This is a genomic window from Streptomyces sp. NPDC057002 (assembly GCF_042673825.1).
Taxonomy (GTDB): Bacteria; Actinomycetota; Actinomycetes; order Streptomycetales; family Streptomycetaceae; genus Streptomyces.
Genome location: NZ_JBHURZ010000003.1, coordinates 142,484 through 165,101, shown reverse-complemented (window position 1 = coordinate 165,101; position 22,618 = coordinate 142,484). Strand labels below are relative to the sequence as shown.

General features: G+C 69.9%; 24 protein-coding genes. 6 read left to right on the top strand and 18 right to left on the bottom strand.

What is annotated here, in order from left to right; genetic code table 11:
* The first annotated feature begins 120 nt into the window (after nucleotides 1-120).
* The gene (locus tag ACFT32_RS15180) at nucleotides 121-483 is read left to right on the top strand and encodes a hypothetical protein (protein WP_382489158.1); all 363 of its coding nucleotides are present in this window, start codon (nucleotides 121-123) and stop codon (nucleotides 481-483) included.
* Between the two features lie 65 nt (nucleotides 484-548).
* Here ACFT32_RS15180 and ACFT32_RS15175 read toward each other — a convergent pair whose 3' ends face one another.
* The 12 genes from ACFT32_RS15175 to ACFT32_RS15120 form a co-directional block, all read right to left on the bottom strand.
* Nucleotides 549-776 carry a hypothetical protein gene (locus tag ACFT32_RS15175; protein ID WP_382489156.1) on the bottom strand — a complete coding sequence of 76 codons (228 nt, stop codon included), beginning with the start codon at nucleotides 774-776 and terminating at the stop codon, nucleotides 549-551.
* Between the two features lie 561 nt (nucleotides 777-1,337).
* Nucleotides 1,338-1,535, bottom strand: a complete 198-nt coding sequence (locus ACFT32_RS15170; protein ID WP_382489154.1) for a DUF6336 family protein — start codon at nucleotides 1,533-1,535, stop codon at nucleotides 1,338-1,340.
* A gap of 305 nt (nucleotides 1,536-1,840) precedes the next feature.
* On the bottom strand, nucleotides 1,841-2,308 hold the full coding sequence (locus tag ACFT32_RS15165; protein WP_382489153.1) for a pilus assembly protein TadG-related protein: 468 nt from the start codon (nucleotides 2,306-2,308) through the stop codon (nucleotides 1,841-1,843).
* A 5-nt stretch (nucleotides 2,309-2,313) separates the two neighbouring features.
* Nucleotides 2,314-2,754 carry a TadE/TadG family type IV pilus assembly protein gene (locus ACFT32_RS15160; protein WP_382490682.1) on the bottom strand — a complete coding sequence of 147 codons (441 nt, stop codon included), beginning with the start codon at nucleotides 2,752-2,754 and terminating at the stop codon, nucleotides 2,314-2,316.
* A gap of 24 nt (nucleotides 2,755-2,778) precedes the next feature.
* On the bottom strand, nucleotides 2,779-3,216 hold the full coding sequence (locus tag ACFT32_RS15155; RefSeq protein ID WP_382490679.1) for a TadE/TadG family type IV pilus assembly protein: 438 nt from the start codon (nucleotides 3,214-3,216) through the stop codon (nucleotides 2,779-2,781).
* Nucleotides 3,217-3,269: 53 nt separating this feature from the next.
* Nucleotides 3,270-3,521 carry a hypothetical protein gene (locus ACFT32_RS15150; RefSeq protein ID WP_086600464.1) on the bottom strand — a complete coding sequence of 84 codons (252 nt, stop codon included), beginning with the start codon at nucleotides 3,519-3,521 and terminating at the stop codon, nucleotides 3,270-3,272.
* 58 nt (nucleotides 3,522-3,579) lie between these two features.
* Nucleotides 3,580-4,488, bottom strand: a complete 909-nt coding sequence (locus ACFT32_RS15145; RefSeq protein WP_382490676.1) for a type II secretion system F family protein — start codon at nucleotides 4,486-4,488, stop codon at nucleotides 3,580-3,582.
* An 11-nt stretch (nucleotides 4,489-4,499) separates the two neighbouring features.
* Nucleotides 4,500-5,441 carry a type II secretion system F family protein gene (locus ACFT32_RS15140; RefSeq protein WP_382490673.1) on the bottom strand — a complete coding sequence of 314 codons (942 nt, stop codon included), beginning with the start codon at nucleotides 5,439-5,441 and terminating at the stop codon, nucleotides 4,500-4,502.
* A 44-nt stretch (nucleotides 5,442-5,485) separates the two neighbouring features.
* Nucleotides 5,486-6,793, bottom strand: a complete 1,308-nt coding sequence (locus ACFT32_RS15135) for a CpaF family protein (protein ID WP_382489151.1) — start codon at nucleotides 6,791-6,793, stop codon at nucleotides 5,486-5,488.
* On the bottom strand, nucleotides 6,790-7,674 hold the full coding sequence (locus ACFT32_RS15130; protein WP_382489149.1) for a hypothetical protein: 885 nt from the start codon (nucleotides 7,672-7,674) through the stop codon (nucleotides 6,790-6,792). Before ACFT32_RS15130 ends, ACFT32_RS15135 begins: the two co-directional genes overlap by 4 nt.
* A 17-nt stretch (nucleotides 7,675-7,691) precedes the next feature.
* A complete protein-coding gene (locus ACFT32_RS15125) occupies nucleotides 7,692-8,429 on the bottom strand; it encodes a hypothetical protein (RefSeq protein ID WP_382489147.1) in 738 nt (245 codons plus the stop codon).
* A gap of 388 nt (nucleotides 8,430-8,817) precedes the next feature.
* Nucleotides 8,818-9,234 (bottom strand): hypothetical protein, encoded by a 417-nt coding sequence (locus ACFT32_RS15120; protein WP_382489146.1) that lies wholly within the window; start codon nucleotides 9,232-9,234, stop codon nucleotides 8,818-8,820.
* 252 nt (nucleotides 9,235-9,486) lie between these two features.
* Between ACFT32_RS15120 and ACFT32_RS15115 the strand changes: the two genes are divergently transcribed.
* From ACFT32_RS15115 to ACFT32_RS15100, 4 genes are all read left to right on the top strand, one after another.
* Nucleotides 9,487-10,191, top strand: a complete 705-nt coding sequence (locus ACFT32_RS15115; protein WP_382489144.1) for a hypothetical protein — start codon at nucleotides 9,487-9,489, stop codon at nucleotides 10,189-10,191.
* A 205-nt stretch (nucleotides 10,192-10,396) separates the two neighbouring features.
* Nucleotides 10,397-12,379 (top strand): hypothetical protein, encoded by a 1,983-nt coding sequence (locus ACFT32_RS15110; protein WP_382489142.1) that lies wholly within the window; start codon nucleotides 10,397-10,399, stop codon nucleotides 12,377-12,379.
* On the top strand, nucleotides 12,369-13,634 hold the full coding sequence (locus ACFT32_RS15105) for a hypothetical protein (RefSeq protein WP_382489140.1): 1,266 nt from the start codon (nucleotides 12,369-12,371) through the stop codon (nucleotides 13,632-13,634). The genes ACFT32_RS15110 and ACFT32_RS15105 overlap by 11 nt, the downstream gene beginning before the upstream one ends.
* A gap of 31 nt (nucleotides 13,635-13,665) precedes the next feature.
* Complete coding sequence (locus tag ACFT32_RS15100; protein WP_382489138.1) at nucleotides 13,666-14,862, top strand: acyl-CoA dehydrogenase family protein; 1,197 nt, start codon at nucleotides 13,666-13,668, stop codon at nucleotides 14,860-14,862.
* Nucleotides 14,863-14,875: 13 nt separating this feature from the next.
* On the opposite strand, the gene ACFT32_RS15095 is transcribed toward ACFT32_RS15100, so the two are convergent.
* Nucleotides 14,876-16,087 carry an LCP family protein gene (locus tag ACFT32_RS15095; RefSeq protein ID WP_382489136.1) on the bottom strand — a complete coding sequence of 404 codons (1,212 nt, stop codon included), beginning with the start codon at nucleotides 16,085-16,087 and terminating at the stop codon, nucleotides 14,876-14,878.
* A gap of 52 nt (nucleotides 16,088-16,139) precedes the next feature.
* Complete coding sequence (locus ACFT32_RS15090; protein ID WP_382489134.1) at nucleotides 16,140-18,065, bottom strand: glycosyltransferase; 1,926 nt, start codon at nucleotides 18,063-18,065, stop codon at nucleotides 16,140-16,142.
* Nucleotides 18,066-18,525: 460 nt separating this feature from the next.
* On the opposite strand from ACFT32_RS15090, the gene ACFT32_RS15085 reads away from it, so the two are divergent.
* Complete coding sequence (locus ACFT32_RS15085) at nucleotides 18,526-19,404, top strand: hypothetical protein (RefSeq protein ID WP_382489132.1); 879 nt, start codon at nucleotides 18,526-18,528, stop codon at nucleotides 19,402-19,404.
* A 10-nt stretch (nucleotides 19,405-19,414) separates the two neighbouring features.
* Here ACFT32_RS15085 and ACFT32_RS15080 read toward each other — a convergent pair whose 3' ends face one another.
* The 4 genes from ACFT32_RS15080 to ACFT32_RS15065 form a co-directional block, all read right to left on the bottom strand.
* Nucleotides 19,415-19,909, bottom strand: coding sequence for a hypothetical protein (locus ACFT32_RS15080; RefSeq protein ID WP_382489131.1), 495 nt, complete (start codon nucleotides 19,907-19,909; stop codon nucleotides 19,415-19,417).
* A 155-nt stretch (nucleotides 19,910-20,064) separates the two neighbouring features.
* Nucleotides 20,065-20,823 carry a hypothetical protein gene (locus ACFT32_RS15075; RefSeq protein ID WP_382489129.1) on the bottom strand — a complete coding sequence of 253 codons (759 nt, stop codon included), beginning with the start codon at nucleotides 20,821-20,823 and terminating at the stop codon, nucleotides 20,065-20,067.
* Nucleotides 20,824-21,125: 302 nt separating this feature from the next.
* Nucleotides 21,126-21,788: a hypothetical protein gene (locus ACFT32_RS15070; protein ID WP_382489128.1), complete on the bottom strand. Its 663-nt coding sequence runs from the start codon at nucleotides 21,786-21,788 to the stop codon at nucleotides 21,126-21,128.
* Between the two features lie 226 nt (nucleotides 21,789-22,014).
* Complete coding sequence (locus ACFT32_RS15065) at nucleotides 22,015-22,542, bottom strand: hypothetical protein (RefSeq protein WP_382489126.1); 528 nt, start codon at nucleotides 22,540-22,542, stop codon at nucleotides 22,015-22,017.
* Nucleotides 22,543-22,618 lie beyond the last annotated feature (76 nt).

Genomic DNA, 22,618 nt, shown 5'->3' with positions numbered 1-22,618 from the left:
ACATCAACGTCAACAACCGTATGCACACGTGAACTTACAAGGCACAACCGTTCGACGGAAAGATCGGCTCGCGGTACGGTTCAGGTGGGATCAGAGTGCCGGACGTTGGGGGACTGCCACATGGGCAAGGGCAAGAGCGACCTCGCGCTCCCGCTGACCGAGTTGGAGGGCTACGGGCGCCGGCTGCGTTCCCTCAAGACCCGTCTGAATCACACCAAGAAGCTTTTCGAGTCGTACAAGGACGACATCGGCGACGGCAGTGTCAATGACGCGCTCGGGGATTTCGAGTCCAACTGGGAAGACGGGCGCGAGGACATCACTCAGCAGCTCGATGCGTTGGCGAGTATGTCCGATGCCGTTGTTCGCGAGTTCAAGAAGCTTGACGACGAGCTCGCCAAGAAGGCGAACGACGCGATGAAGACCGAGGACAAGCGGGGCGGTAAGGGCGGTAAAGGCGGCAAGGGGGATGGCGGGGGTAAGTAGCCCGCTGTCCGAGAGACATGAAAAGGCCCCGGATCCGGAGATCCGGGGCCTTTCGCGTGCCTTCGTCAGGAAGCGACCGCGGCGTTGAGGTGCAGGTCCGCCGCGATGCCCTGGGGCGAGACGGCGAGGCCCGCGCCGCCGCCGAGGCCGGCGTTGAGGCCGGCGGCCGAGGTCTCGACGTAGAGACCGGCCGCGGCGCCGGCACCCGCGGCGGCACCGGCCTGGCCACCGGCGATGGCGTCCAGGTCGACGTCGGAGATTTCGGCCGTTTCGACCTGAGGAGCGAGGTTCATGGCGCGCATTTCCCTTCGTAACAGCAATTCGCAATGGCGGAGTTCACCTGAATCCCGCAAGCGGGACTGATGACCGGCGATCTGCGCCCACCGATCAAAGCACGCAGGGGATAAAGCGACCAGTCACACGATGCTCGTGCTCGGCAACTCTCGACCGTCGATTTCATCAGTGTGGCAATGCGCTCACCAAAAGGTCGAGTTCCTTCACACAAACAACAGGTCTGCCGTGCCGGGATGCAGCCCGCGCGCGGCAGGCGTCACGAAGGGTCCTCTTGCGCCTGTTCTCCGTACGACCCGTCGGTGAACTCTGTGCAGGTCCGCTGGATTTTCCGGAACGATCACACTCCGGACGCCGGGCTGGATGGTCGCGCTCAGGCCGCACCATCACCCGCTCACACCTCTTCCGTAACATGACGTAGCCCTCACAAGATCCGGAAGGACTGCTCCCATAGACGCACTGTCGCCCAACGACGCCCACGAGACAGCCGGTTACCGACTCAGGGCGCGGCTGGGCGAGGGCGGCATGGGCATGGTCTTTCGTACGTACGTAGCGACTGCCACTCAGTGGAAGCCCGAGTAGGTCACCGAGGCGGCCTGTCCCGTGATGGTGTGCCAGTCCCGCAGGCGGCGGACGTCCGCCGCGCCGGCCCACCAAAAGCCGCCACCGACCACAAGGAAGATCGCACCGAAGAGGCCGGCCGGACCCTGCGAGCCCCGCCCCTGCAACCTCCTGGTCCGAGACGCGGTGCGATCAAGCACGCTTTACGCACGTCGCCGGGATCTGACCACCCCGGACGATGTACCAGTCCCTCCCCCACCGCCCGCAGGCGCGGTACTGCGGTTCCCCCCGGTTGAACGTCAAGACGCAGCTACGGAGTCGGTCCCCCCCCCTGTGGACGTAGTCGTCCACAGGGCTGTTCGGCGGCGGGCAGTGCGGTGAGGATCAGTGATCCCGTGAACGCGGTTACGAGGGCGGAGTTGATCAACGCTTCATGGCGGGACCAACGGCGGGGGACACCGACCGCAACGGTACCGGCCGTGGGTTCACCCGCAGTGGTGGCCGCTCAGCCGACCTCGTTCTCCGCCACCGCCTGCCCGTGTACGACCACGGCCCCGCCGTAGAACATCCCCGTGAACACCGGGGAATAGGTGAGCTGCACCTCGACCTGCACCTGCTGGGCGTCGGCCGCCACGCAGCGGGTCGCCGCGGTGTCCGCGCCCGTCATGTCCATCTCGCGGGCGAAGGCCTTCACGCGGGCGTCGCAGTTCTCGAAGTTGATGGGGGCAGGGCCGCCCTCGTTCTCGTAGAGGGCATCGCGGTCGATGTCCTGTGCGGCGTAACGGGCAGCCTGTTCCGCGATGTCGGCGGCGCGCTCGCGCTTGGAGATGGACAGGCCGCCGTCGATGACGAAGGCCGAGAGCGAGATGAAGACGAGCGCGAAGATGATGACCGCACCGGCGCCCGAGCCGCGGTCGTCCAGGCGATCCCGGCGACGCGACAGCCAGGCACGGATCGTGGAGAGCCTTCTCAACTCCCTCAGCCCGCCTTCCTCTTGAACGGATCCAGCGGTGCCGTGAAGGAGCCGGACATACTGGTTTTGATGTCCAGGCCGACCAACGCCAGACCACGCACCTGGCAGCTCACCTCGACCGTGAAGAGGTCGGCGTCGGCGAAGCCCGCGCTGGTCTTGGTCACGGTCACCGGGCCTGTGCAGACGTCCGTGAGGTTGGCCTCGGCCGCCTTGCGCGCTTCCGCCATGGCGTTTCCGACGTCCCACTGGAGCGATCCGGCCCGGGCCGCGTCCCGAGCGGCGCCGTCGATCGCTCCGCGTCCCTCGACCATCTGGCCGAAGGCCACCAGGACGAGGATGAAGAGGATCATCACCGGGGCGAGGATCACGACCTCCACCGTGGACAGGCCGCGGTCGTCGTGGTGAGCCGGCCGGCGGCCCCGAATGCTCGACCAGCGGTCCCGCAGGTCCCGCAGGGAAGAGACGTCCACCTAGTTCCCCTCGTCCCGCACGAACCGCTCCACGGGCCCGATGGACTGCGCGTGCACGGTCAGGTCCAGCCCGGGAAAGACGGACGGCACCTGAGCAGTGATCTCCACGCCCACCGTGTTCTGCTCCGGCTGGACCAAGGCCACATCAGGCGACAGCACCAGGCTCGGGCCCAGCTGACTGATATAGCTGTCCACCACGTCCCGCGCCTCCCCCCGCCATGCCCCCGGCTGTTCGTCGGCTGTGGCACGGGCCTTGCGGGCTCCGGCCTGGGCCGCTGCCTGGGCCACGTGGTCGGCGAAGAAGTACAGCGCGAACTGCACCGTGGCGAAGATCATGAAGAAGAGGACCGGGGTGAGCAGCACGAACTCGATCGCGGTCATGCCGGAGTCGCCGCGGGCGGCCGCCGGCTTCCGTGCGGCCTCCAGCCTGCGGCGCATCCATCTGCCCACGCTCACGCGCAATCCCGTCAACCCCGTTGTCCGTACGACTCTCAGCAGGTGCCGCTCTGGTTGGCGCCGTTGATGCAGTTCTCGACCTTCTCGGCACCACCCTCCAGCGCACGGTTGATGATCGCGGCAACGACGCCGACGATCGCCACCACGACGGCGGAGATGATGACCCACTCGACCGCGGAGGCACCGCGGTCGAGTTCGCCGGACCGGGCACGCTCCACGCGGCCCTGCAGGAAGACGACCAGGAAATCCACCGCCGGGATGCCCGTGTGGAAGTTGCGTCCGTTCATGGGAGGTAGTCCTCTCAACTCAGCTGATTCTGTGGGCAGTCGGTTGGGCAAGCAGCTTTCACACCTGGAACACCCGCATCGCCGCCGGGTAGATCAGGAACACCAGGAAGCCGGCACACAGCAGCAGCTGGGCCACAAGCATCGACTGGGACTTCTCACCCGCGCTGCCCTCGATGTCGGCGAGTTCGCGATGCCGCATGGTCTCGGCACGGGACGCGAGGGACTCACGCACCTTGGCACCGTCGTCCGCGACGAGGGCCAGGGAGGCGGAGAGGTCCTTGAGCTCCTCGACGCCCAGTTCCTCGCCGAGCTGGCCGAGCGCCTGCCACTGGCTGATGCCGGTGATACGGGCGTCGGAGAGGGCGTTGCGGATGCGCTGGTTGGCCCAGCCGTCGGAGATCTCGGCCGCCGCCATCAATGCCTCGGGGAGGCCTCGGCCGCCGGCCAGGCTCATCGACACCAGGTCCAGGTACGCGCCGATCACACGCCGCAGGTCGCGCCGCTTCTCGGCCGCGTCCCGACGGACCTCAAGATCCGGCAGGAAGAAGAAGACCGCCGCGAACAGCAGCGCCAGCCACACCGGGATGATGGGGCTGTCGGCGATGGCCAGCGTCCAGACGATCGCGAAGAGGAACGGACCGAAGAACAGGCCCGCCACACCAAGCAGCACCTTCGTCGCCAGGAACTTCTCCCAGCTGCGGTCCAGGACGGCCAGGTCCGCGCGCAGCGAGCGCTGCTCCCATCCCTGCTGCAGGTAGAACTCGGCGACACGCTGGCCGACTTCGCCCCGTAGCGAGCCCAGCCGGCTTGTGTCCGCCTGCGTCCGCGCGGACTCGTACACCGAGCCACGCGCCCGCATCGCGTCGATCCGCGCGACCTGCGAGAGCGCGCTGCGCTTCGACGGCATCAGGGCGCGTACGAGGACGTAGATGCCCAGGCCGATGACCGCACCGACCACGATCGGCATCGTCAGGTCGTTCACCGTCGTACCCCCTCTTCCGGCTGGAGCGGCTGCTGCTCGGGCGTGCGGGGCCGGACGAACTGGACCGACGACGTGTCCCGGACGAGGAAGCGCTCGGGCGTCTCGATGGTCGACAGCTTGCGCAGCCACCAGAAGCCAAGCGCGAACAGGGCGCAGACGCCGGCGAGGACGACCTGGCCGAGCGGGGAGCCGTACGGTTCGACGAACTCACGGTTGAAGATCGACAGGCCGAGGACGAAGGCGACCGAGACCGCTACGACGATCTGCACCGACCGCCGCGTGGACGACCGCTGCGCCATCACGCGCTGCCGCATGTCGACCTCCTCGCGGGCCGACTTGGCGAGGGCGCCGAGCACCTGGCGAAGACCGGGGCCGCGCAGGCGGGCGTTGAGGATGAGGGCCGCGACGATGATGTCGGCGGAGGCGTCGTCGATCTCGTCGGCGAGCTGCTGGAGCGCCTCGGGCAGCGGGGTGCGGGAGCGCAGCCGGTCGACGAGGGCGTCGAGGTGGGGGCGCAGGACCGGGGCGGCGGCGCGGGCGGAGGCCGGGATGGCCTGTTCGAGGCCCACCGCGCCGGCGATGGTGTCGCGCAGGGACTCCGTCCAGGAGGCCAGGGCCTCCACGCGGCGCATGGCGGCCCGTTCCTCGCCGGCGCCGCCGAACAGGCGGTCCCAGAAGAAGACGAGGACACCGGCGGCGATGCCCGCGACCGCCCAGCGGGTGAGGAGAAGGACGACGAGGCCGACGATGGCCGCGAGCGAGCCGCGCTGTCCGGCGAAGCGGATGAGTTCGCTCGCCCGCTCGGCGGCCTTCTGCTTCTCGTGGTCGGGCTTGGCGGGCAGGCCGCGTACGGCGACGAGCAGGAGCGCGATGCCGCCGCCGACGGCGACGCCGCTGCCTATCGAGTACAGGACGGTGGTGGAGAACAGGCCGCCCATGGAGCCGAGCGAGCCGAGTGCGGCGAGAGTCGTGTTCATCCCCGTCACCCCCAGGTCCCGGTCGGCCGGTAGCCGTGTGCCATCAGTTCCTCCAGGCAGGCGATGGGGGCGTGCGGCACGACCCGGCCGTCGGGAGCCTCCGCGAACACCTCGCTGGACAGGACACGTCCGTCGACGCCGTTGACCTCTCGGACGGAGGTGACCATGCGCTGGAGGCGGCCGCCGTTGCCGTAGTTGTTGCGCCGCTGGATGAAGACGACGAAGTTCACCGCGCCCGCGATCAGCATCTGGCTGGCCTCGATGGGCAGCCGCTCGGAGGCCTGCAACGCGTAGGTGGAGATACGGTTGAAGACCTCGTGGGAGCTGTTGGCGTGGATCGTGGACAGCGAGCCGTCGTTGCCCTGCGACATGGCGTTGAGCATCGTGACGATCTCGTCGCCGAGGACCTCACCGACGATGACGCGTGAGGGGTTCATACGCAGCGAGCGTCGCACCAGCTCCGCCATCGAGATCATGCCCTGGCCCTCGGAGTTGGGCAGGCGTTCCTCGAAGGCGACGACGTTGGGGTGCAGGTCGGCGAAGGTGTCGAGGCCGAGCTCCAGGGCCCGCTCGACGGTGATGAGGCGCTCGTTCGGGGGGATCTCGTTGGCGAGGGCCCGCAGGAGCGTGGTCTTTCCGGCGTTGGTGGCGCCCGCGATCATGATGTTCTTGCGGGCGCGGACCGCACAGGCCATGAAGTGGGCGACCTCGGGCGTCACCGTGCCGTTGCCGACGAGGTCGGAGATGAACACCTTGCCCATGCGCGCGCGGCGGATGGACAGGGCGGGGCGCCGGGTGACGTCCATGACGGCCGACAGACGCGAACCGTCGGGGAGCCGGAGGTCGAGCTGTGGGTTGGCCGAGTCGAAGGGGCGGGAGGACAGACCCGAGTACGCGCCCAGGACCTGGATGAGCTCGATGAGCTCCTCGTCGGTCTCGGCGACCGGGTCGCCCGTCACCTCACGGCCGTCGGCGTATCCGACGAACACCTGGTCGTAGCCGTTGATGTCGATGTTCTCGACGTCGGGGTTGTCCAGCAGCGGCTGGAGCCGGCCGACGCCGAACAGCGCGGCGTGCACGGCGGACGCGTACTGCTCCTCGGTTTCGGCGTCCAGCGGCGTACGGCCCGCGTTGATCTCGGCGCGGGCGTACTCCTCCAGTATCTGGGCTATGACGGCACGCGCGTACTGCCGCTCGTCCTCCGTGGACATCGGAGTGACGTTGTTGACCTGGTCCTGTCGGCGCTGCTCGGCGATACGGTCGCCGGCGTCCTGGCGGAACCGCTTGACCAACTGGTGGTCGACAGCGGTCATGCGCCGGCCCCCGCGTGGCCCTGCATCTGGCCCGGGTGGTGGTGCTGGGCCTGGTGGGCCTGGTTCGCCTGGGCGGAGGCGGCCCAGGCGGCGCCGTACTGCTGGTAGATGTCGGCCGAGACCTTGCGGGCCGAGCGGATCAGCAGCGACTTGTCGAGCCGGCCGCGCCTGCGGCCCGCCAGCTGGTCGGCGCCGGCCGGGTCGTCGGCGATGGTGCCGACCACGCGGGCGCCGGTCTGGGCGTGCACGAGCATGTCGTTGACCTGGGAGGCGAGCTTGGCCGCCGTGCCCGTGTCGGCGATCAGGACGACGCCGATCATCGGGGTGCCGAGGCTCGCGGCGCCGCGCGATCCGCCGTGCAGCTTGCCGGCGAGGGCGGCGGCGCGGTCGCGGACCCGGGCGATGGCCTCGGGCTCGGTGCGCGAGATGAGCAGCACGAGCGAGGCGTGCGGGAACAGTTCGACGGCGGGGGTGTCCCCGCTGACGCGTCCGCAGTCGGCGATGACGTCGGCGGCGGCGTTCGGGGAGTCGGCGAGGGAGGCGAAGGCGTGCCCGAGGGTCGGCCACAGCCCCGCGAGGCCGGCCGCCTGTTCGGCGATGCCGAGCCCGACGAGCACCTCGAGGCCGCCGCTCAACGGCTGGACGTGGTCCCAGAGCTGGTCCGGCACGAGTCCGCGGCGCGCGGTGGCGGCGATGGACAGCATGCCGGTGTTGGGGTTGAGCGGACCGCCGTGTGCGGCGGCACTGCGGTAGACGAGGTCACCGCCCGCCGGGTCCGCCTCGGCGAGCAGGACACGCCGCGGCCAGACCGCCGAGAGAGCGACGGCCGCGGTGGTGACGCCGGGGGAACCCTTGTCGGCGGCGAGAGCGATGAGCGCCATGGGGTGGGTGCCGCCTTCTAGTTGCCGGAGTTACCGGAGACGAGGACGAGAGCGACCTCGCTGTTGGAGGCGGCCTGCGCCAGATCGGCGGCCTTGTCGCTGTCGACGGTCAGGGTGACCGCCAGGTTGGTGCTGCTGACGATCTGGTCGGAGCCGGTGTCCGCGGGCGGTACGTAGGTGACTCGGGCCTGGTCGACGATGACGGCGTTGCCGGATGCCGACGAGGAAGAGCCGCTCGCGCCTTCGCCGGAGCTGGGTGCGTCGGCGGTGACACGATAGGCGGCTACGGTGTCGCCCTGCTTCATGCCGGTCGGGTACTGGCCCGCCTTGAGGGACAGGCCGACCGTGGCCTTGCCCGCCTCGACACCGGCCTTGTCACCGAACATCTCGCCGACCGCGACGACTCCGGCGGGGATGGTGCTGACGGCCTTCAGCTTCTTGAGCTCGTCCCGCTGGTTCCACAGGACGTAGTGGATGTCGGCGTCCTCGGCGACCATCACGGAGGTCGTGTTCGATGAGTTGGCCGAGCCGCCCGGCGGGATCGGCTTGGTGACCTTCACGACCTCTATCCGGTCACCGGCCTGCAGCACGAGCATCGTCGCGCCCAGCGCGCCCACCAGGATCAGCAGCACGGCGAGGGCTGCAAGTGCTGGTTTGCGCTCGCGAGGTGGTGTGGGAAGGCGGTCGCCGACCGACGGCTGAGCCGGAGCGGCGGAACGACCGGCGCCCGCCCCCGTACGCTCTTGGATCTTCACGCAACCGCTCCCCGTACACCCAAGAAGTTATCGACCAAATAGGACACTTCACACTTCTCGGCCCGCTGAAGCGGTGCCTGAGCTGGCGGAATAGCCAGCGCCGAAGTGAGTGTCAAGCCATGGCACCGTATCAGCCGCACATAAGCCCCTCAAGGCGCGTCCGACCTCACGGGCAGCGACGAGAACACCGTTATTCATCTGCAACTGAGTGCGCGTGAAACCCAGCTGAACACCCGGCCGAAGGGGCCGATTCGCCGTCGATGCGGTGTGCGACAGTGAACCGGCGCCTCACGAGGCCCTGCCCGCCTCAAAGCGTTCATCACGTGCCGGCCATGAGGCCTGCACGGTTCACACACTCAGCACGGCGGGCGGCGGCGCGGTCAAGGGGCTACGCCGTCGGCAACTTGCCGCTCTTCGTCTTGACTTCATCCATGAAGTCAACGTTCTTCGAGTTCATCCGGTACACGTTGATCCGGACCTTGTGCCCCTCCGGGATCTGGAAGACGCAGTTCTTGTAGGAACTGGTCTGGCACTCGCCCTTCTTCTTCTGGGCAGTGACGTCGTAGATCTCGGTCCAGATGTAGTGGCCGTCCTTGCTCAGGTCGTCGACGGTGACGCGCTCGGCCTCCCTTGAGGAATCGCGCGGCTGGAAGACCACCATGGCGCGCTTCTTGCCGCCCGAGGAGAAGTAGTCGATCGTGTTGGGCTTGGCGGCGGCGGAGGCCGTTCCGATGCCAGTGAGGGTGAGGGCCAGGGCCGTCACGGTCGTAGCACCCAGGCGGGCAAGGGACTTCTTCAGGTACACGTCGTGCTCTCCCCGCTTCATCATTCTCGTGGGAGCCTGACCTGCGGTTGCGGTCGCAAGGCCCCCTGGTCGGCGATCTTCCTATCACGCCGGCCGACCGCCGGCCGCGCTGCAAGTGGCCCCACGCCACCTGGGCCTGAGCCGCATGAAGGGTGTCGTCACACACCTGCCATCGCGTCCGCACAACTCGCTCACGAACGCCTCGGCCCGCCATGCCATGATCTTCGCTCGATCCGCGACCGAGGAGCCCCCATGCAGCGCGCCACCCTGGCCGCCGTCTCCGTTCTGGCCCTGGCCTCCGCACTGACCGCCTGCTCCGGCAGCGAGGAAGCCCCCGCCGGTTCGCCGTCCGCGCCGAAGGCCAACCAGGTCACTCCGGGGCAGCGGCTGGCGAAGGCCATGGTGACGAAGGCGGACCTGCCCGACTACAACGTGTCCAAGCCGGAAGCCGAGTACGCCTTCGCCAAGTCCTCGGACGAGGTCACGCTCGACAAGCCGGGCTGCGCCCCGCTGGCCTATGCCATGAACCAACTCCCGCTCGGTGAACCGCAGGCCGACCTCACACACAGCGCCGGGGCGGGCTACGGCAAGGCATCGACGTACATCACTCTCGCCATGTACGAGCCGGCGGCCAAGGCCGAGTCGGCGCTGGCCGGACTGGCGAAGGCCGTGCCGAAGTGCGGCGACGGGTTCACCGCGAAGGCGGGCAAGAACACCTCGGCCTACGACTCGGTCACCGCCGAGAAGGGCACGACGACTGGTGCCGTCGCCTTCCGGTCGACGATGACGTTCCGGGGTGTCACCCACACTCTGCACACCGAAGCCGTCCGCAGCGGCGATGTGCTCGCCGTCTACTTCTCGGTGAACGGGTTCGCCATCGCCGACAGCACGCGGCCCAGCGACGCCAAGATGCCCGCGAACGTGGTGAAGGCGCAGAACTCCAAGCTCGCGAAGTGAGTCCCAGAACCGCGACCACACCCTGCGGGCCCAGGCCGGCGAACCCGCCGATCACCAACCCGGCGACCTGTAGCACTCGCGAAGCCCCGAGTAGAGTGCCGCCCGGACAGCGATCGGAACACGGGGGGCCGCACCGGTGAGAGCAGTCACGACATACAGGGCATACGCAGTGCGTATACCGGAGTTGAGTAGTGACCGGCTTCGAGTGCTGAGGCTGCTGCTCGCCCTCTGTGCCGTAGCGGGAATCTTCGCAACCGCCACCCCGGCCCAGGCAGCGGACGCCGCCCCGGTCACCCAGGCCGCCTACCTCGCAGAGCGCCTCCGCGAGAACCCGGTCCACGTCACCGACCAGCTCCCCCGCGAGGTCTCCCGCTCCACCGCCCCGGACTTCGCCAGGCTCGCGAAGAAGACGGGCGTGCCGACCTACGTCCTGGTTCTGCCCTCCCAGAGCAGCACGGACGGCAAGCAGCTGCTGGGCGCGGTGCACGACCGGCTCGGGCGGGACGGGTTGTACGTCCTGGTCGACGACAGCGCGGTAGCGGAGGCCACGGCCTACGGTGTGCGTGTACCGGCCGAGGCCGCCTCGACCGTGGCCATGTACGAACTGCCCTACGACGCAGGCCCGTTGCGAAGCTTCGAGCGTTTCATCGACGTCATCGCCCAGGGCGGCGAGAAGGCCACGGCACGGGCCGCGGCGGCGCGTGAGACATACCGGGACGACGAGCCCGCCGAGATGTACATCGGCCCGTCCGACCGCCGCAACCAGTCGTTCCTCACGGGCATCCTGCTCACCGGCGTACCCCTGCTGATCCTCCTGGTGGCCGGCTTCGCGCGGCGCCGCCGCCGTCGCTCCGGGGCCGGCCGGCGCGTTCCCCGCTGGGTCGTCCCCGGCGCGGCCGTCCTCACCGCCGCCGCCATCGCCCTCACCGCCCCTCTCGTCTTCGACCAGACCAGGTCGAGCGCGGCGCAGCCGCCCTCCCCCGCCGACCTGTCCGCCCGGGTCGACCGCGTCGCGGCGGGCCTGAAGAAGGACCCCGTCTACGCCGACCCGGAGAGCCCACGGGTCCTCGACTCCCGCCGACTGGACCGCCTGCACGACCGGATCCGGGACTTCCGGCGTTCCGACGGCGGCGGCCCGGTGTACGTCGCCCTCGTGCCGCAGACACCCGCGAGCGAGTCGGCCGGCGACTCTTGGCTGTTCGCCGCCGCCGTGCACGCCGCGTCGCGCCAGGACGGGCTGTACGTCGTGGCCGACCCGGACGACGGCACGATCGACGTCTACAACTATGGCCTGCGCCTCGCCGACAGCCTGTCCTTGGACCTGCCGGACGCGGTCACGCTCGGCGACAGCAGGGCGGACAAAGCCGACGACCATCTCCTCGGCGAGCGCCTCGACACGCTCATGACCTTCCTCGACAAGGCACCGCGCACGGACCGTCCGGGATTCGAATCCACTCCGGCCGCCGCCCCGAAGGCCGACGAGGAGTACGCCCTTCCGCCCCTGTTCGCCACCGACTTCTGGCCCGGCCTGTTCGTGGGCGCCTTCGCGGCGCTCCTGCTGTCCGGTGTGGTGGCGGGCGTGATGTGGACCGCCGGCCGTCTGCTGCGGCGCCGCGATCCCGCGCCCGAGGCCACGCACCTCCTGCCCTTCACGGCCCCGACCGAGCCCTCGGCCTCCTACCTCCGGCGCACCGCTTACACCGAACTCACCACGCTCACCGGCGAGTTCACCGACCCGGACGACCGCACCCGCGCCTGGGACCACCTCGACGCGGCGATGCTCCTGGTCGACGGCGACCCCGACCGCGCCCGGGCGGCGGGCACGGATCCCGCGACCCTGGTCGCCGTCACCGTGCTGGCGCGGGCGGGCCGTGCCGCGCTCGCCGGCGACCCGGACGACCTGTGCTGCGGCGTCAATCCCCTGCACGGCCCCGCCGTCAGCCGCCATCACGTCCGCGTGGCGGCGCAGGGCAACAGCAGACGACTGCTCCCGGTCTGCGATCCCTGCCGCGACACGGCCATCGCCGAACCGGGAGGCATCCCGGGCAGGCTGATGAAGCTGCCCGACCCCTCCCTCGGCAACAGCCGCGTGCCCTACTACGACGCGACCGACGGCCCGCTGACCGCCGTACCCGACGGAATCGCCCGGCTGATCGACAAGGTGAGGGAGACCGCAGGTGTCCACTGACGTCAAGCGCGTGACCATCGTCCTCACGGCGCTGCTGCTGGCGGCGCTGACCACCACGGCGAGTCCCGCAGCCGCGGCGGACGGCGACAGTCCGAGCGCCGGGCAGCGCATCGCGGACGCGTTGCGCACCTCCCCGGTCTACGTCGACGAGGCCTACGCCGATGCCGTACCGCCGTCCCGGCAGCGGGAGCTGGCGCAGCAGATCCGCCGGACGGGGCTGCCGATCAAGGTCGTGCTCACGCCCCTCGCCAGGGGCGACGCCTTCGACGGCGACTCCGGCGTCCTGGCCGCGACGGTCCGCGACCGGCTTCCGGAGCAGCGCGAGCTCGTCCTCATCACGACGGACGGCGACTTCGCGGACTCCCTGGACGGCCACGAGTGGCCCGCCGACACCCACCAGACGCGGGACGCCGTGGCCGCCGCCGGCTTCCTGGACGAGACACGGGACGCGGGACTCGCCGACCTGACCGGCAAGGCCGTGGAGCTGGTGGCGGAGGGGAAGGGCACACAGCGGTACGAGGAGGCGATGAAGGACCTGGACGGCTCGGCATCGCCCTCCGCCCCGTCGGACCCGGACGACTCGGCGGCGTCCTCGGCCGCGTCGTACTCGGGCGGCTCCGCCTGGTGGCTGCTCGTCGGCGTACCGGTCCTGGCCCTGGCGGCGGCCCTCGCGGCCCGGGGCGGCATCCGTTCCCGCAAGACGGCTCCGGCCGTGCCGCAGCTGGTGTTCGCGACGGCCCGGGAGGCCGACGAGGCGGAGCTGCGACGCCGGGCGGAGGCGGAGGTCCTCGCGCTCGGCGAGGCCACCCGGGCCGCCGACCTCTCCACGACACCGGGGCTCCAGCACGCCCTCGACGCGTACGCCGCCGCCGGCACGATCCTCGACGATGCCCGGGGCCTGCCGGACCTGGCGGGCGTCCTGGCCCTGGCCCAGGAGGGCCAGGACGCCCTGACCGGTACGGACACGGCCCTGCCCCTCTGCTTCTTCCACCCCCTGCACGGCCGCGCCGCCCAGCGCACCGGCTGGCGTCCGCTCGGCCGCCGGGACCGGCTGGACGTCGCGGTGTGCCGGGAGTGCGCGGACGCCCTGCGGGACCGCCGCGCCCCGGAGGTGCTCACCGACAAGGACGAGGACGGCCGTACCGTCCCCTACTTCGAACTGCCGGCCGAGCGGAGCGTATGGGCCGCGACGGGGTACGGCTCGCTGCGGGCGCCGCTGGCCGGGATCAACTCCCGGAGGATCAGGGCCCGTTGACACCGGGCCGGTGGGAGGTCACGGTGCAGCCATGACTTCGGGCACGCGAGACACCGTTCTGCCTGTACCTCCCACCGACACCGGCCTGGTCGAGCGCGTCCGCGAGCTCGCGCCCCTCGTCCGCGGGCACGCCCTGCGGACCGAGCGGGAGCGGCGGGTGACGCGGGAGGTCGTGGAGGCGCTGACCGGGACCGGGATCCAGCGGATGAACGTGCCCCGGCGGTACGGCGGTTACCAGAGCGGCCTGCGGACCCAGGTCGACGCGCTGGCGGAGCTGTCCGCCGCGTGCGGTTCGGCCGGTTTCATGACGCTGATCCAGGCCGGATGCGCCTACGTCGCCGCGCTCTTCCCGGACGAGGCGCAGGACGAGATCTTCACCAGCCCCGACGTGCGCGTCGGCGGCAGCCTGGTGCCGAGCGCGATCGCGGTCCCGACCGGCGACGGCGGCTATGTCGTCAACGGGACCTCCCCCTTCGCCACCGGCTGCCGGGACGCCGACTGGCATCTGCTGACCGCCCGAATCGAGGGGCGGCCCGAGTCGGTGTGGACGGCCGTCCCCGTGGCCGAGCTGGAGATCCTCGACGACTGGCGGGTGTCGGGTCTTGCGGGCAGCGGCAGCAACAGTGTCGTGGCGCGCGATGTCGTCGTACCGGCCCATCGCGTGCTGCCGGTCGCCCCGCTGCTCGGCGGTGAGTTCGCGTCGAAGGCCAACGCCGACGACCCGTTCTACCGGGTGCCGGTGCTGCTGATGTTCTGCGCCTGGGCGACCCCGAACGCCCTCGGCCTCGCCCGCTCGGCACTGGCGGAGTTCCGCGAGCGGATCCACCGGCGGGGCATCACGTACACCTTCTACGAGCGTCAGAACGAGGCGCCCGTCACGCATCTGCAGACGGCCGAGGCGGCGTTGAAGATCTCCTGCGCCGAGCATCTGACCGACGAGATCGTCACGCTGCTCCAGACGCGGGCGGCGAGCGGGGAGCCGTACACGACCGAGGAACGGGCCGGGGTCCGGGCGCGCAGCGGCTATGTGGCGCGGCTCTGTCTGGAGGCCGCCGACCTGCTGGGCTCGGCCTCGGGCGCCTCCTCCCTCCACGAGGAGGTGCCGATCCAGCGGGCCGTGCGCGATCTGCGGGCGCTGAACCTGCACGCGTTCGTCCATCCGGCGACCAATCTGGAGCTGTACGGCAGGGTGCTGGCGGGGCTGGAGCCGGGGACGCCCTTCGTCTAGCCCTCCGCCTGCCTTATGTGCCGGGCGGCCGGTCCTCCTGTATCGCCGCGAACAGGGCGCGGGCCCGCCGGTCGTCCCACTTCACCGCGCTGCCCTTGGAGGTCCGCAGGTCGGGGTCGGCCACGGGCACGTTGAGCTGGCTGCCTCCGCCGGCCGTGGCCTTCTTCATCGCCTCGAACAGCTTCATGAGGTCGGGCAGTTCCGTGCCCTCGTCCACGATGAGCGTCTCGAGGCCGGCGTTCAGAGTCGGGAAGGACTTGGACGGGTCGGCGAGGGTGGACGGGGTGGCCGCCTTGTCGGCCAGGGCGGCCAGGAACTTCTGCTGGTTGCGGGTGCGCCCCAGGTCGCCCTGGGCCTCCTGCTTGCGCTGCCGTACGAAGGCCAGTGCCTCGGAGCCGTCGAGGGTCTGGCAGCCGGCCTGCAGATCGGCTCCGGAGTCCTTGTCCCGTACGGCCTTGTCCAGGCACATGTCGACGCCGCCGACCGCGTCCACGACCCCCACGAAGCCGGCGAAGCCGATCTCCGCGTAGTGGTCGATGCGCACGCCGGTGTTGCGTTCCACGGTCTGCACGAGCAGGTCGGGGCCGCCCAGCGAGAACGCCGCGTTCAGTTTGTTCGGCGTGGCCCGGTAGCTCCTGCCGGTGTCGGGATCGACGTAGGGCGGGAGGGTCACCCAGGAGTCGCGCGGCAGGCTGAGCATCGTGGTGCCGTTCGCCCCGGTGTGCAGCAGGATCACCGAGTCGGTACGGCGGCCGTCGGTCGAGCCGGTGTTGAGGTCCTTCTTGTCCTTCTCCGAGAGGCCGTCGCGGCTGTCGGAGCCCACGACCAGGTAGTTGGTGCCCTGGCCGGGCGGCACCCGGCCGCCGAGCGCGCCGAGATCGACCTCCTGGTTGAGCCGGGTGTCGGCCCAGACGTACGTACCGGCGCCGGCGAGCGTCAGGACGGCCGACAGGACGGCGGCCGTACGCACGAACCGGCGGCTGCGTCCGGCCCGGCGCCGGGGGGTTCTGCTGCCGGGGTTTCTGCCACCCGGGTGTCCGCGGTCCCTTCTTCGGCCGGGCTCCTCGACGTTGCTGTCGTAGCGGCCGGGCGCGGCCGACGAGGACATGCCGGGCAAGGGGGCGGTACGGATCGAGGGCGGGGGCACCAGGGGGGACGCGGACGGGACCCTTCTCGGGTCCCGCCCGGCCCGGTGGTCTCCCGCGGGGTCGGTCCAGTCGCTCATCGGCCCATTCCGCTGGTTCACCTCGGCGATGCTGTGGGGGGGCGCTGTCGGTTCAACGCATAGGCACGCTCTTATACGGGACGGGCCCACCGATCTGTTCAGCGGCCGTGCCCGAGCGCTGCATCCGCTGCCACCTGAGCCGGCTGCCGACCAGCAGCGCGACCAGCGACTGGATCACCACGAGATACATCAACTGCCGGTAGACGACGATCTGGAACGGCATCGACCACAGGGCGCGCACCGGCTCGCCGTCGAGTCTGAGCGCGTAGCCGGAGCAGACGATCTGCACACCGAAGAAGGCGAACCACACCCCGGCCGACTCCACCGGGTCGCGGAACAGCACGCCGTACAGGGCGTAGACGTCGATGACGGGCGCGAGCAGCGGCAGGGCGACCTGGAAGAGCGCGAGGTAGGTCAGCCCGCGCCGCCCGAACCGCCCGGCGGGCCCGCGGCCGAAGAGCGCCCCGCGGTGCTTCCACATCGCCTGGAGCGTGCCGTAGCACCACCGGTACCGCTGCCGCCACAACTGCCTGACACTGGTGGGCACTTCGGTCCAGGCGACGGCCGACTCCTCGTACAGCACCCGCCAGCCCGCCCGCCACAGCGCCATCGTCAGGTCGGTGTCCTCGGCGAGGGTGTCCTCGCTGACCCCGCCGACGCCGATCACCGCGTCCCGGCGGAACGCCCCGATGGCGCCCGGGACGGTCGGCATGCACTCCAGCACCTCGAACATGCGCCGGTCGAGGTTGAAGCCGAAGACGTACTCCAGGTGCTGCCATCGGCCCAGCAGGGTGCGCCGGTTGCCGACCTTGGTATTGCCGCTGACGGCGCCCACGGCGGGATGCGCGAGCGGCTGGACGATCCGCTCGATGGCGTCGGGCTCGAAGACGGTGTCGGCGTCGACCATCACGACGATGTCGTACCGGGCGTGCGCGAGCCCCGTGTTGAGGGCTGCCGCCTTGCCGGAGTTGGGCTGCCGCACCACCTCCACCCTCGCGTCCCCCATGTTCTCGGCGATGTCGGCGGTCCGGTCGCTCGACCCGTCGTCGATCACGACGACCTGGAGCTCCCGATGGCTGGAGTCGAGCAGCGACCGCAGGGTCGACCCGATCCCGGCCTCCTCGTTGTACGCCGGGACGAGCACGGTCACCGGCCCGGACGCGTCGCGCATCCAGGGCGCCCCGGTCCGGAACCGCTCCAGCCGGCGCACATGCGCCCGCGCGAACAGGGCCAGTAGCAGCAGCCGCAGTATGCCGAGCCCGCCGGCGACACCGAGGATCCAGATCATGGCGGTGGAGAAGACCTGCCCGATCCGCGTGATCCAGATCAGCCCCTCCCCCGACCACCGCTCGACGAAGGAGGCGGACTTGTACGGGACGAGCCCGAGCCCGTCGGACACGGTGGTGAACCGGTCGACGCCCCGGTTCTTCAGCAGCCGGCTCGCCTCCGCGTACGCGCTCTCCGTCTGGCTCAGCTGCCGGACGATCCCCTGCGCCGGCTTCCGCGCCCCCTTGTCGGCGGAGACGAGCACGTACCCGTACCCGGTGGCCCGCCGCGCGGCGTCCCACTCCCGACCGCAGAGCGTCTCGGGGGTCGTCGTCCGCGGCATCCGCAGCAGATTGGTCCGCTGCCCGGTGGTCCCGGCCAGCGCACTCTGTGTCAGCTCCAGCTCGGCCTCGAAACGGGGCGCGGACGACTCCCCCAGCACGGCCCCGGTGTACGTGTTGGACCCGACCTCATGTCCCTCGGCCCGGATCCGCCGTACGAGTTCGGGGTGCCGGGCGGCCTGTGCCCCGTGCACGAAGAAGGTGGCCCGCGCGTTGTTCCTGCGGAGCAGATCCAGCAGCCGCGGGGTCCACACGGGGTCCGGCCCGCCGTCGAAGGTGAGCGCGACGGTCCGGGCGGGCATCCCCCCGGTCCGTATCCCGTCCCGGTTGATCCCGATCACGGGCCCGCCCTTCGCCACGGCATCGGGCACGGGCGAGGCACAGGGGGTCCGCGTCTTCGCGGCGTCTACCTCGTGCTGGGTCCAGCCTTCGAAGATCAGAAAGGCGAAGACGAGGGGGAGGGTGAGGGCGAGGAGCAGCCAGTGGGCTCGGGGGTCGCGGGATTGTTTGTGACGGGCGCGGGCTTTGGGTTTGGCGGGGGGCTTGGACTTGGCGGGGCTCAGGGGGTGTCACCGCCCCCGGGCACGGACCACACCCCGCCTCCGGCGAGCGGTCTTCTCCGGAGCGTGCCGGGGAGCGTTCCGCACAAAGGGGGCGCTGACTTGGCTTGCACGCTGCGGGAGTTACGCATGGGGCGCGAGTGTAGTTTCGGAGGGGTGGCCGTAGGGGTGGAACGGCGAGCTTCACAGGAGAGGACACCGGCAGATGACTGCGGGGACGGGCAGCACGGGGAGCGAGACACCGACTCGCCGTGCCAGGGTTTCGCGCATCGTGACCGGGATCACGGCGGGAGCCGTCTCCCTGGCCCTGACGTTGCTGCTGACGACAGCGCCCGAACGCTTCGGCCTGTCTCCGTCCCCCGAACTCTTCGAGAGGCTCCGGGACGAGGACCGCGCCTCCGATGCCTTCATCTTCGCTTGGGCCCTGATCGCCATCCCGGTGGCTGGCCTGCTCCAGACCCCACTGGCGCTGGCACGACGCGCCCGGATCGGCCCGGGGTGGGCGCTGATCGTGGGCTACTGGCTGTACGTGGTTCTGATGGCGGCGCTGGCGTGGCAGGTACAGGGGTACTTCCCCGCCGCGGACGCCCCGGGCAAGAGCGGTGGCCTGTTCGGTGCGGCGATCCTGCTGGTGCTCGGAGTGCCGGTGTTCGTGGTGGGGGCGGGGGGTGTGTTCCGTGAGGTACGAGGCGGAACGGACAGGGCGCTCTCCACACAGATCCGAGACCAGGTCACAGCGGTCACGGTGCTCTGCTGCACTTTCACCGGCCTGGTCGCGGGCCTGGCCACAGGCCGCAACTTCACCTACCCGCGCGACGGCTTCCCGGCCGTGTTCCTGCCGGGCGGCGCACTCTGGGGCCTCCTGGCGGGCGCGGCCCTCGGCACACTCCTCGGCACGCTCCTCCCCCACTCCGCCGACAGCCGCCGCACGATGACCGACAGCGCGAGGTCGTACGCCCGCACATCCGCGACCCTGCTGGCGTGCTGCCTGTGCGTGTCCCAACTGGGCTGGCTGCTGCCGGCGTGGGCGGTCGCCCTGGTCGGCATTCCGGCGCCGCTCGTCCTGTTGGTACTGGCAGGTCGTTGGGAGCGGCTGGGGCGGTGGGTGGAGTGGAGGCAGATCGAGGTGGGGAAGGAAGCTCTGTACTGAGCAGATCCGCTCACCTCGCGGTGTACGCCCTGTCCATCCGACTCTGCCGCACACCGCCCCACGTGCCCATCACAACCGCCAGACCGAAGACGGCCGCGAGGAACCCGGCGTTCGAGCTGCGGTCCACGTCGGCGGTCGGGCCGGCAACGTTTGTGGGGTCGTACCGCACCCGCAGCTTGTCACCCGCCTCCACCCAGTCCTCGCACCCATGCCCCTCCGAAAGCGAGCGAGAGAGCTCGCGCCCGCCGACCATCCGGAGGTCACAGTGGTTGATGCTTGCGCTGTCCTTGCGCACGACCACGACGTCGGCCCACTCGCCCCGCTCCGCCAAGGCGACCTGATCACCGGCCCCGTTGCCGAATACGCCCAGCGCGATCCCCGCGATGACGGGAACGCAGAGCTGCCAGGCCAGTTTCCGCTGCCTGAGCGGAACCCTGCGCATCATCAGCACCGGCACGAGCACGGACGCCAGTGGCAGCACGAGCCAGGCAAGAAGCAGAGCCACCCCGCGCACCGGACTCCACAGCGGCACGACAGGGCCGAGCAATGCGAGGCCCAGCGACCCGCCAGCGCATAGGAGACTGAACACGAACCACCGCGCCAAGGCGGTTCGCCACCAGGCGCCTTGACTTGCCTGCCCAGCCCGAACTCCGGCCCCTATCATTCTCCGCCACTCGCGCGGTTCACGGCCTGGGCCTCCTTGACCGTCACGTCCTGCTCAAACGTCGACAGCCCGTCCGGCAGCCCCGGCTGCTGCGGCGGACCGTCCGGGTCTGCCGAGTCCGTCCACGTCACCTTCCAGGTGATGGACGCCTTGAAGGGGTAGGTGCCGGAGCCTGATGAGCGCAGGTATGTGACGTTGCAGCCGGCATCCCTCCCGCTGTCGGCCGTGTAGCCGTCCTTGCCCTTGACCAGGTCGTACGTGCAGCTCTGCGGATCGGCGTCGGCCGTACCGGCATCGACCCTGAGGGCGACGGGGGTGGCGACAGTGGTCGCGGCGAGCTGGACGCCCTTGTAGTCGAGGCTGGCAGTCGTCCACACCCGGTCGAGATCGCCCTTGAACGCGACCCGAGTACCGAGGTTCACGAGCAGTCGGTCCGCACGCGGCTGCAACTCCACCGGCGGGGCAGGCAACTTGGTCGAGTTGAAGGCCAGTTCGGAGAGAATCTCGGGAGTCACCTTGTTGGGGTCCGGCTGCGGGTCGGCAGGCGGGACCCAGATCTCCCAGTTGTCAGTGGTGACGGGGCAGGCCTCGGAGTAGGTGTCATCCCGGAACTGCACCTGCCACCACAAACCCTTGTCACCCTTGTGGTACTTCTCCTTCTCCCGCTTCTTCTCGTAATCCTCCGCCGGGCTTCCCGCCGGAGCGCCGCCGTACGCGCCCTTGATGAACTTCTCGTACTCCTCCGGCGTGTACATGGGCTCGTACCAGCACACGGGGGGTTTCCAGTTGGTGTCGGACGAGGTGGCGGATGCGGTGGAGCCGCCGGAGGCAGGAGTGCTCTGGTTGATGCGGATGTGCGCGCCGATGGCACCCTTGGCCGAGTCGGCGCCGGAGTCGGCGTTCGGTTGGCCGGTTCCACCGGCCGGTTGGCCGGTTCCACCTGTTGTGCCGCCATCACCTCGGGTGTCATCCGCATGCGCAGGAACGCCCTGCCCCACCACAAAGAGGAGCCCCGCCACGATGGTCGCCCTGAGAACCGGCTGGGTGGCCCTGCCCCCTACCGCTGCACGCACGCGGCATCGCCCTTGTTCCAGTTCTGCTGCGTGACTTGCCAGTCCCCGGCGGAGTCCTTCTGAGCCTGGAGCGTGTACAGGACGAAGCTCTTGTCGCTGACCTTGGTCCGCAACACCTTCTTCGTCTTGATCTCCTTGCTGTACGCCTTGCTCTGGTCCTCGCAATAACGGATTGCCGCCGTCTTGCCGTTCGCGATGTCCGTCACTTCGAACTTGTAGTAGCGGTACTCACCCGTGAGCGTGAGCCCGTCCTTCTTGAAGTCCGCGACCTGCTTGGTCCAGTAGGCGAAGGCAGGCCCCGCGAAGTACCGGTTCAGGTTGGCGGTCTGGCTGTTCCCCTGGGCGAAGGCCTCGATGTTCGCCTGGGCGGAGTACGCCGTATCCCTCAGGATCGCGTCCTTCGTGGCGTCCTTCGTTGATTCGCGCTCGACGGCCACAGTGAGGTCTGACGGGAAGTCGAAGTTCGGCGCATTCTCCTCAGCCGAGGCAGATGCGGACGGCGTCGGCGACCCCTCCTCCCCCGAACCCGCTCCCGCGATCTTGTCGCTGCTCGATCCGCCGTCCGAATCGCTGCTGCAACCAGCCGCGGAGAAGGTGACAGCAACAAGGAGGCAGGCCGTAGCCACCCTCCGGCGCGTGGTCAGCATGGCGCTCGTCCTCAGAGGTAGATGGTCGGCGTGACAACGGATGATCCCATGAGCACGAGACACTGAACGAAGTAGCCCATGAGGCAGATGCACCCCGTAGCGATTGTGAAGGCCCCTTCACGCACCGCGCGACAGACCATCACCGAGGCCGACCCTCAGGCTGGGCCACCTACGTCGCCGCGTTACGCGGTCACTGCTTCGTAGGTGTGCTTGAGCCGGCCTACCCTCACCTCCCGATGGCCCCCCAGTCACGCCGCGGACGCGGCGGTTCCACCGGCGCGGCAGGCTCGGCAGGCGGCGGCTCGTTCCGCCTCCGCCGGTCGGAAAACCAGGACGTCACGAGCCCGACGACCATCACCACGGCAGGCCCGCCGAACACCACGGCCAGCCCCACCCCGAACCACCCGCTGCCGTCCCCCCGGACCACCTGCCGCACCCCGACGAACCCCATCGCGACGGCGAGCAACAGCGGCGGCGGCAACCAGGGCCAAGGATCGGGCTCGGCTACCGGCTCATCCCGCCGCCCTTCACTGAAGGCCGCGTACCAGTACCGGGCACACCACCACACAAGCAACCACGAGGAAACGGCCCCAGCCCCGGACCCAACCCGCGCCGCCCACTCCAGCCCTTGACCGACGACGGCCAGGCCCGTCAGGACCACCCCAAAGACCAGCCAGGGAATCAGCAGGATGATGCCAACCGCCAGACGGTGACGGCGACTTCCCTGAAGGGCACGAGGGGAGATGAAGACCATAGACGGCAGCCTATGCAGTGAGCCTCGATGGCAACCGTTCCGGCTGCCTGCATGCGCCACGGGTACCGTTAGTGCT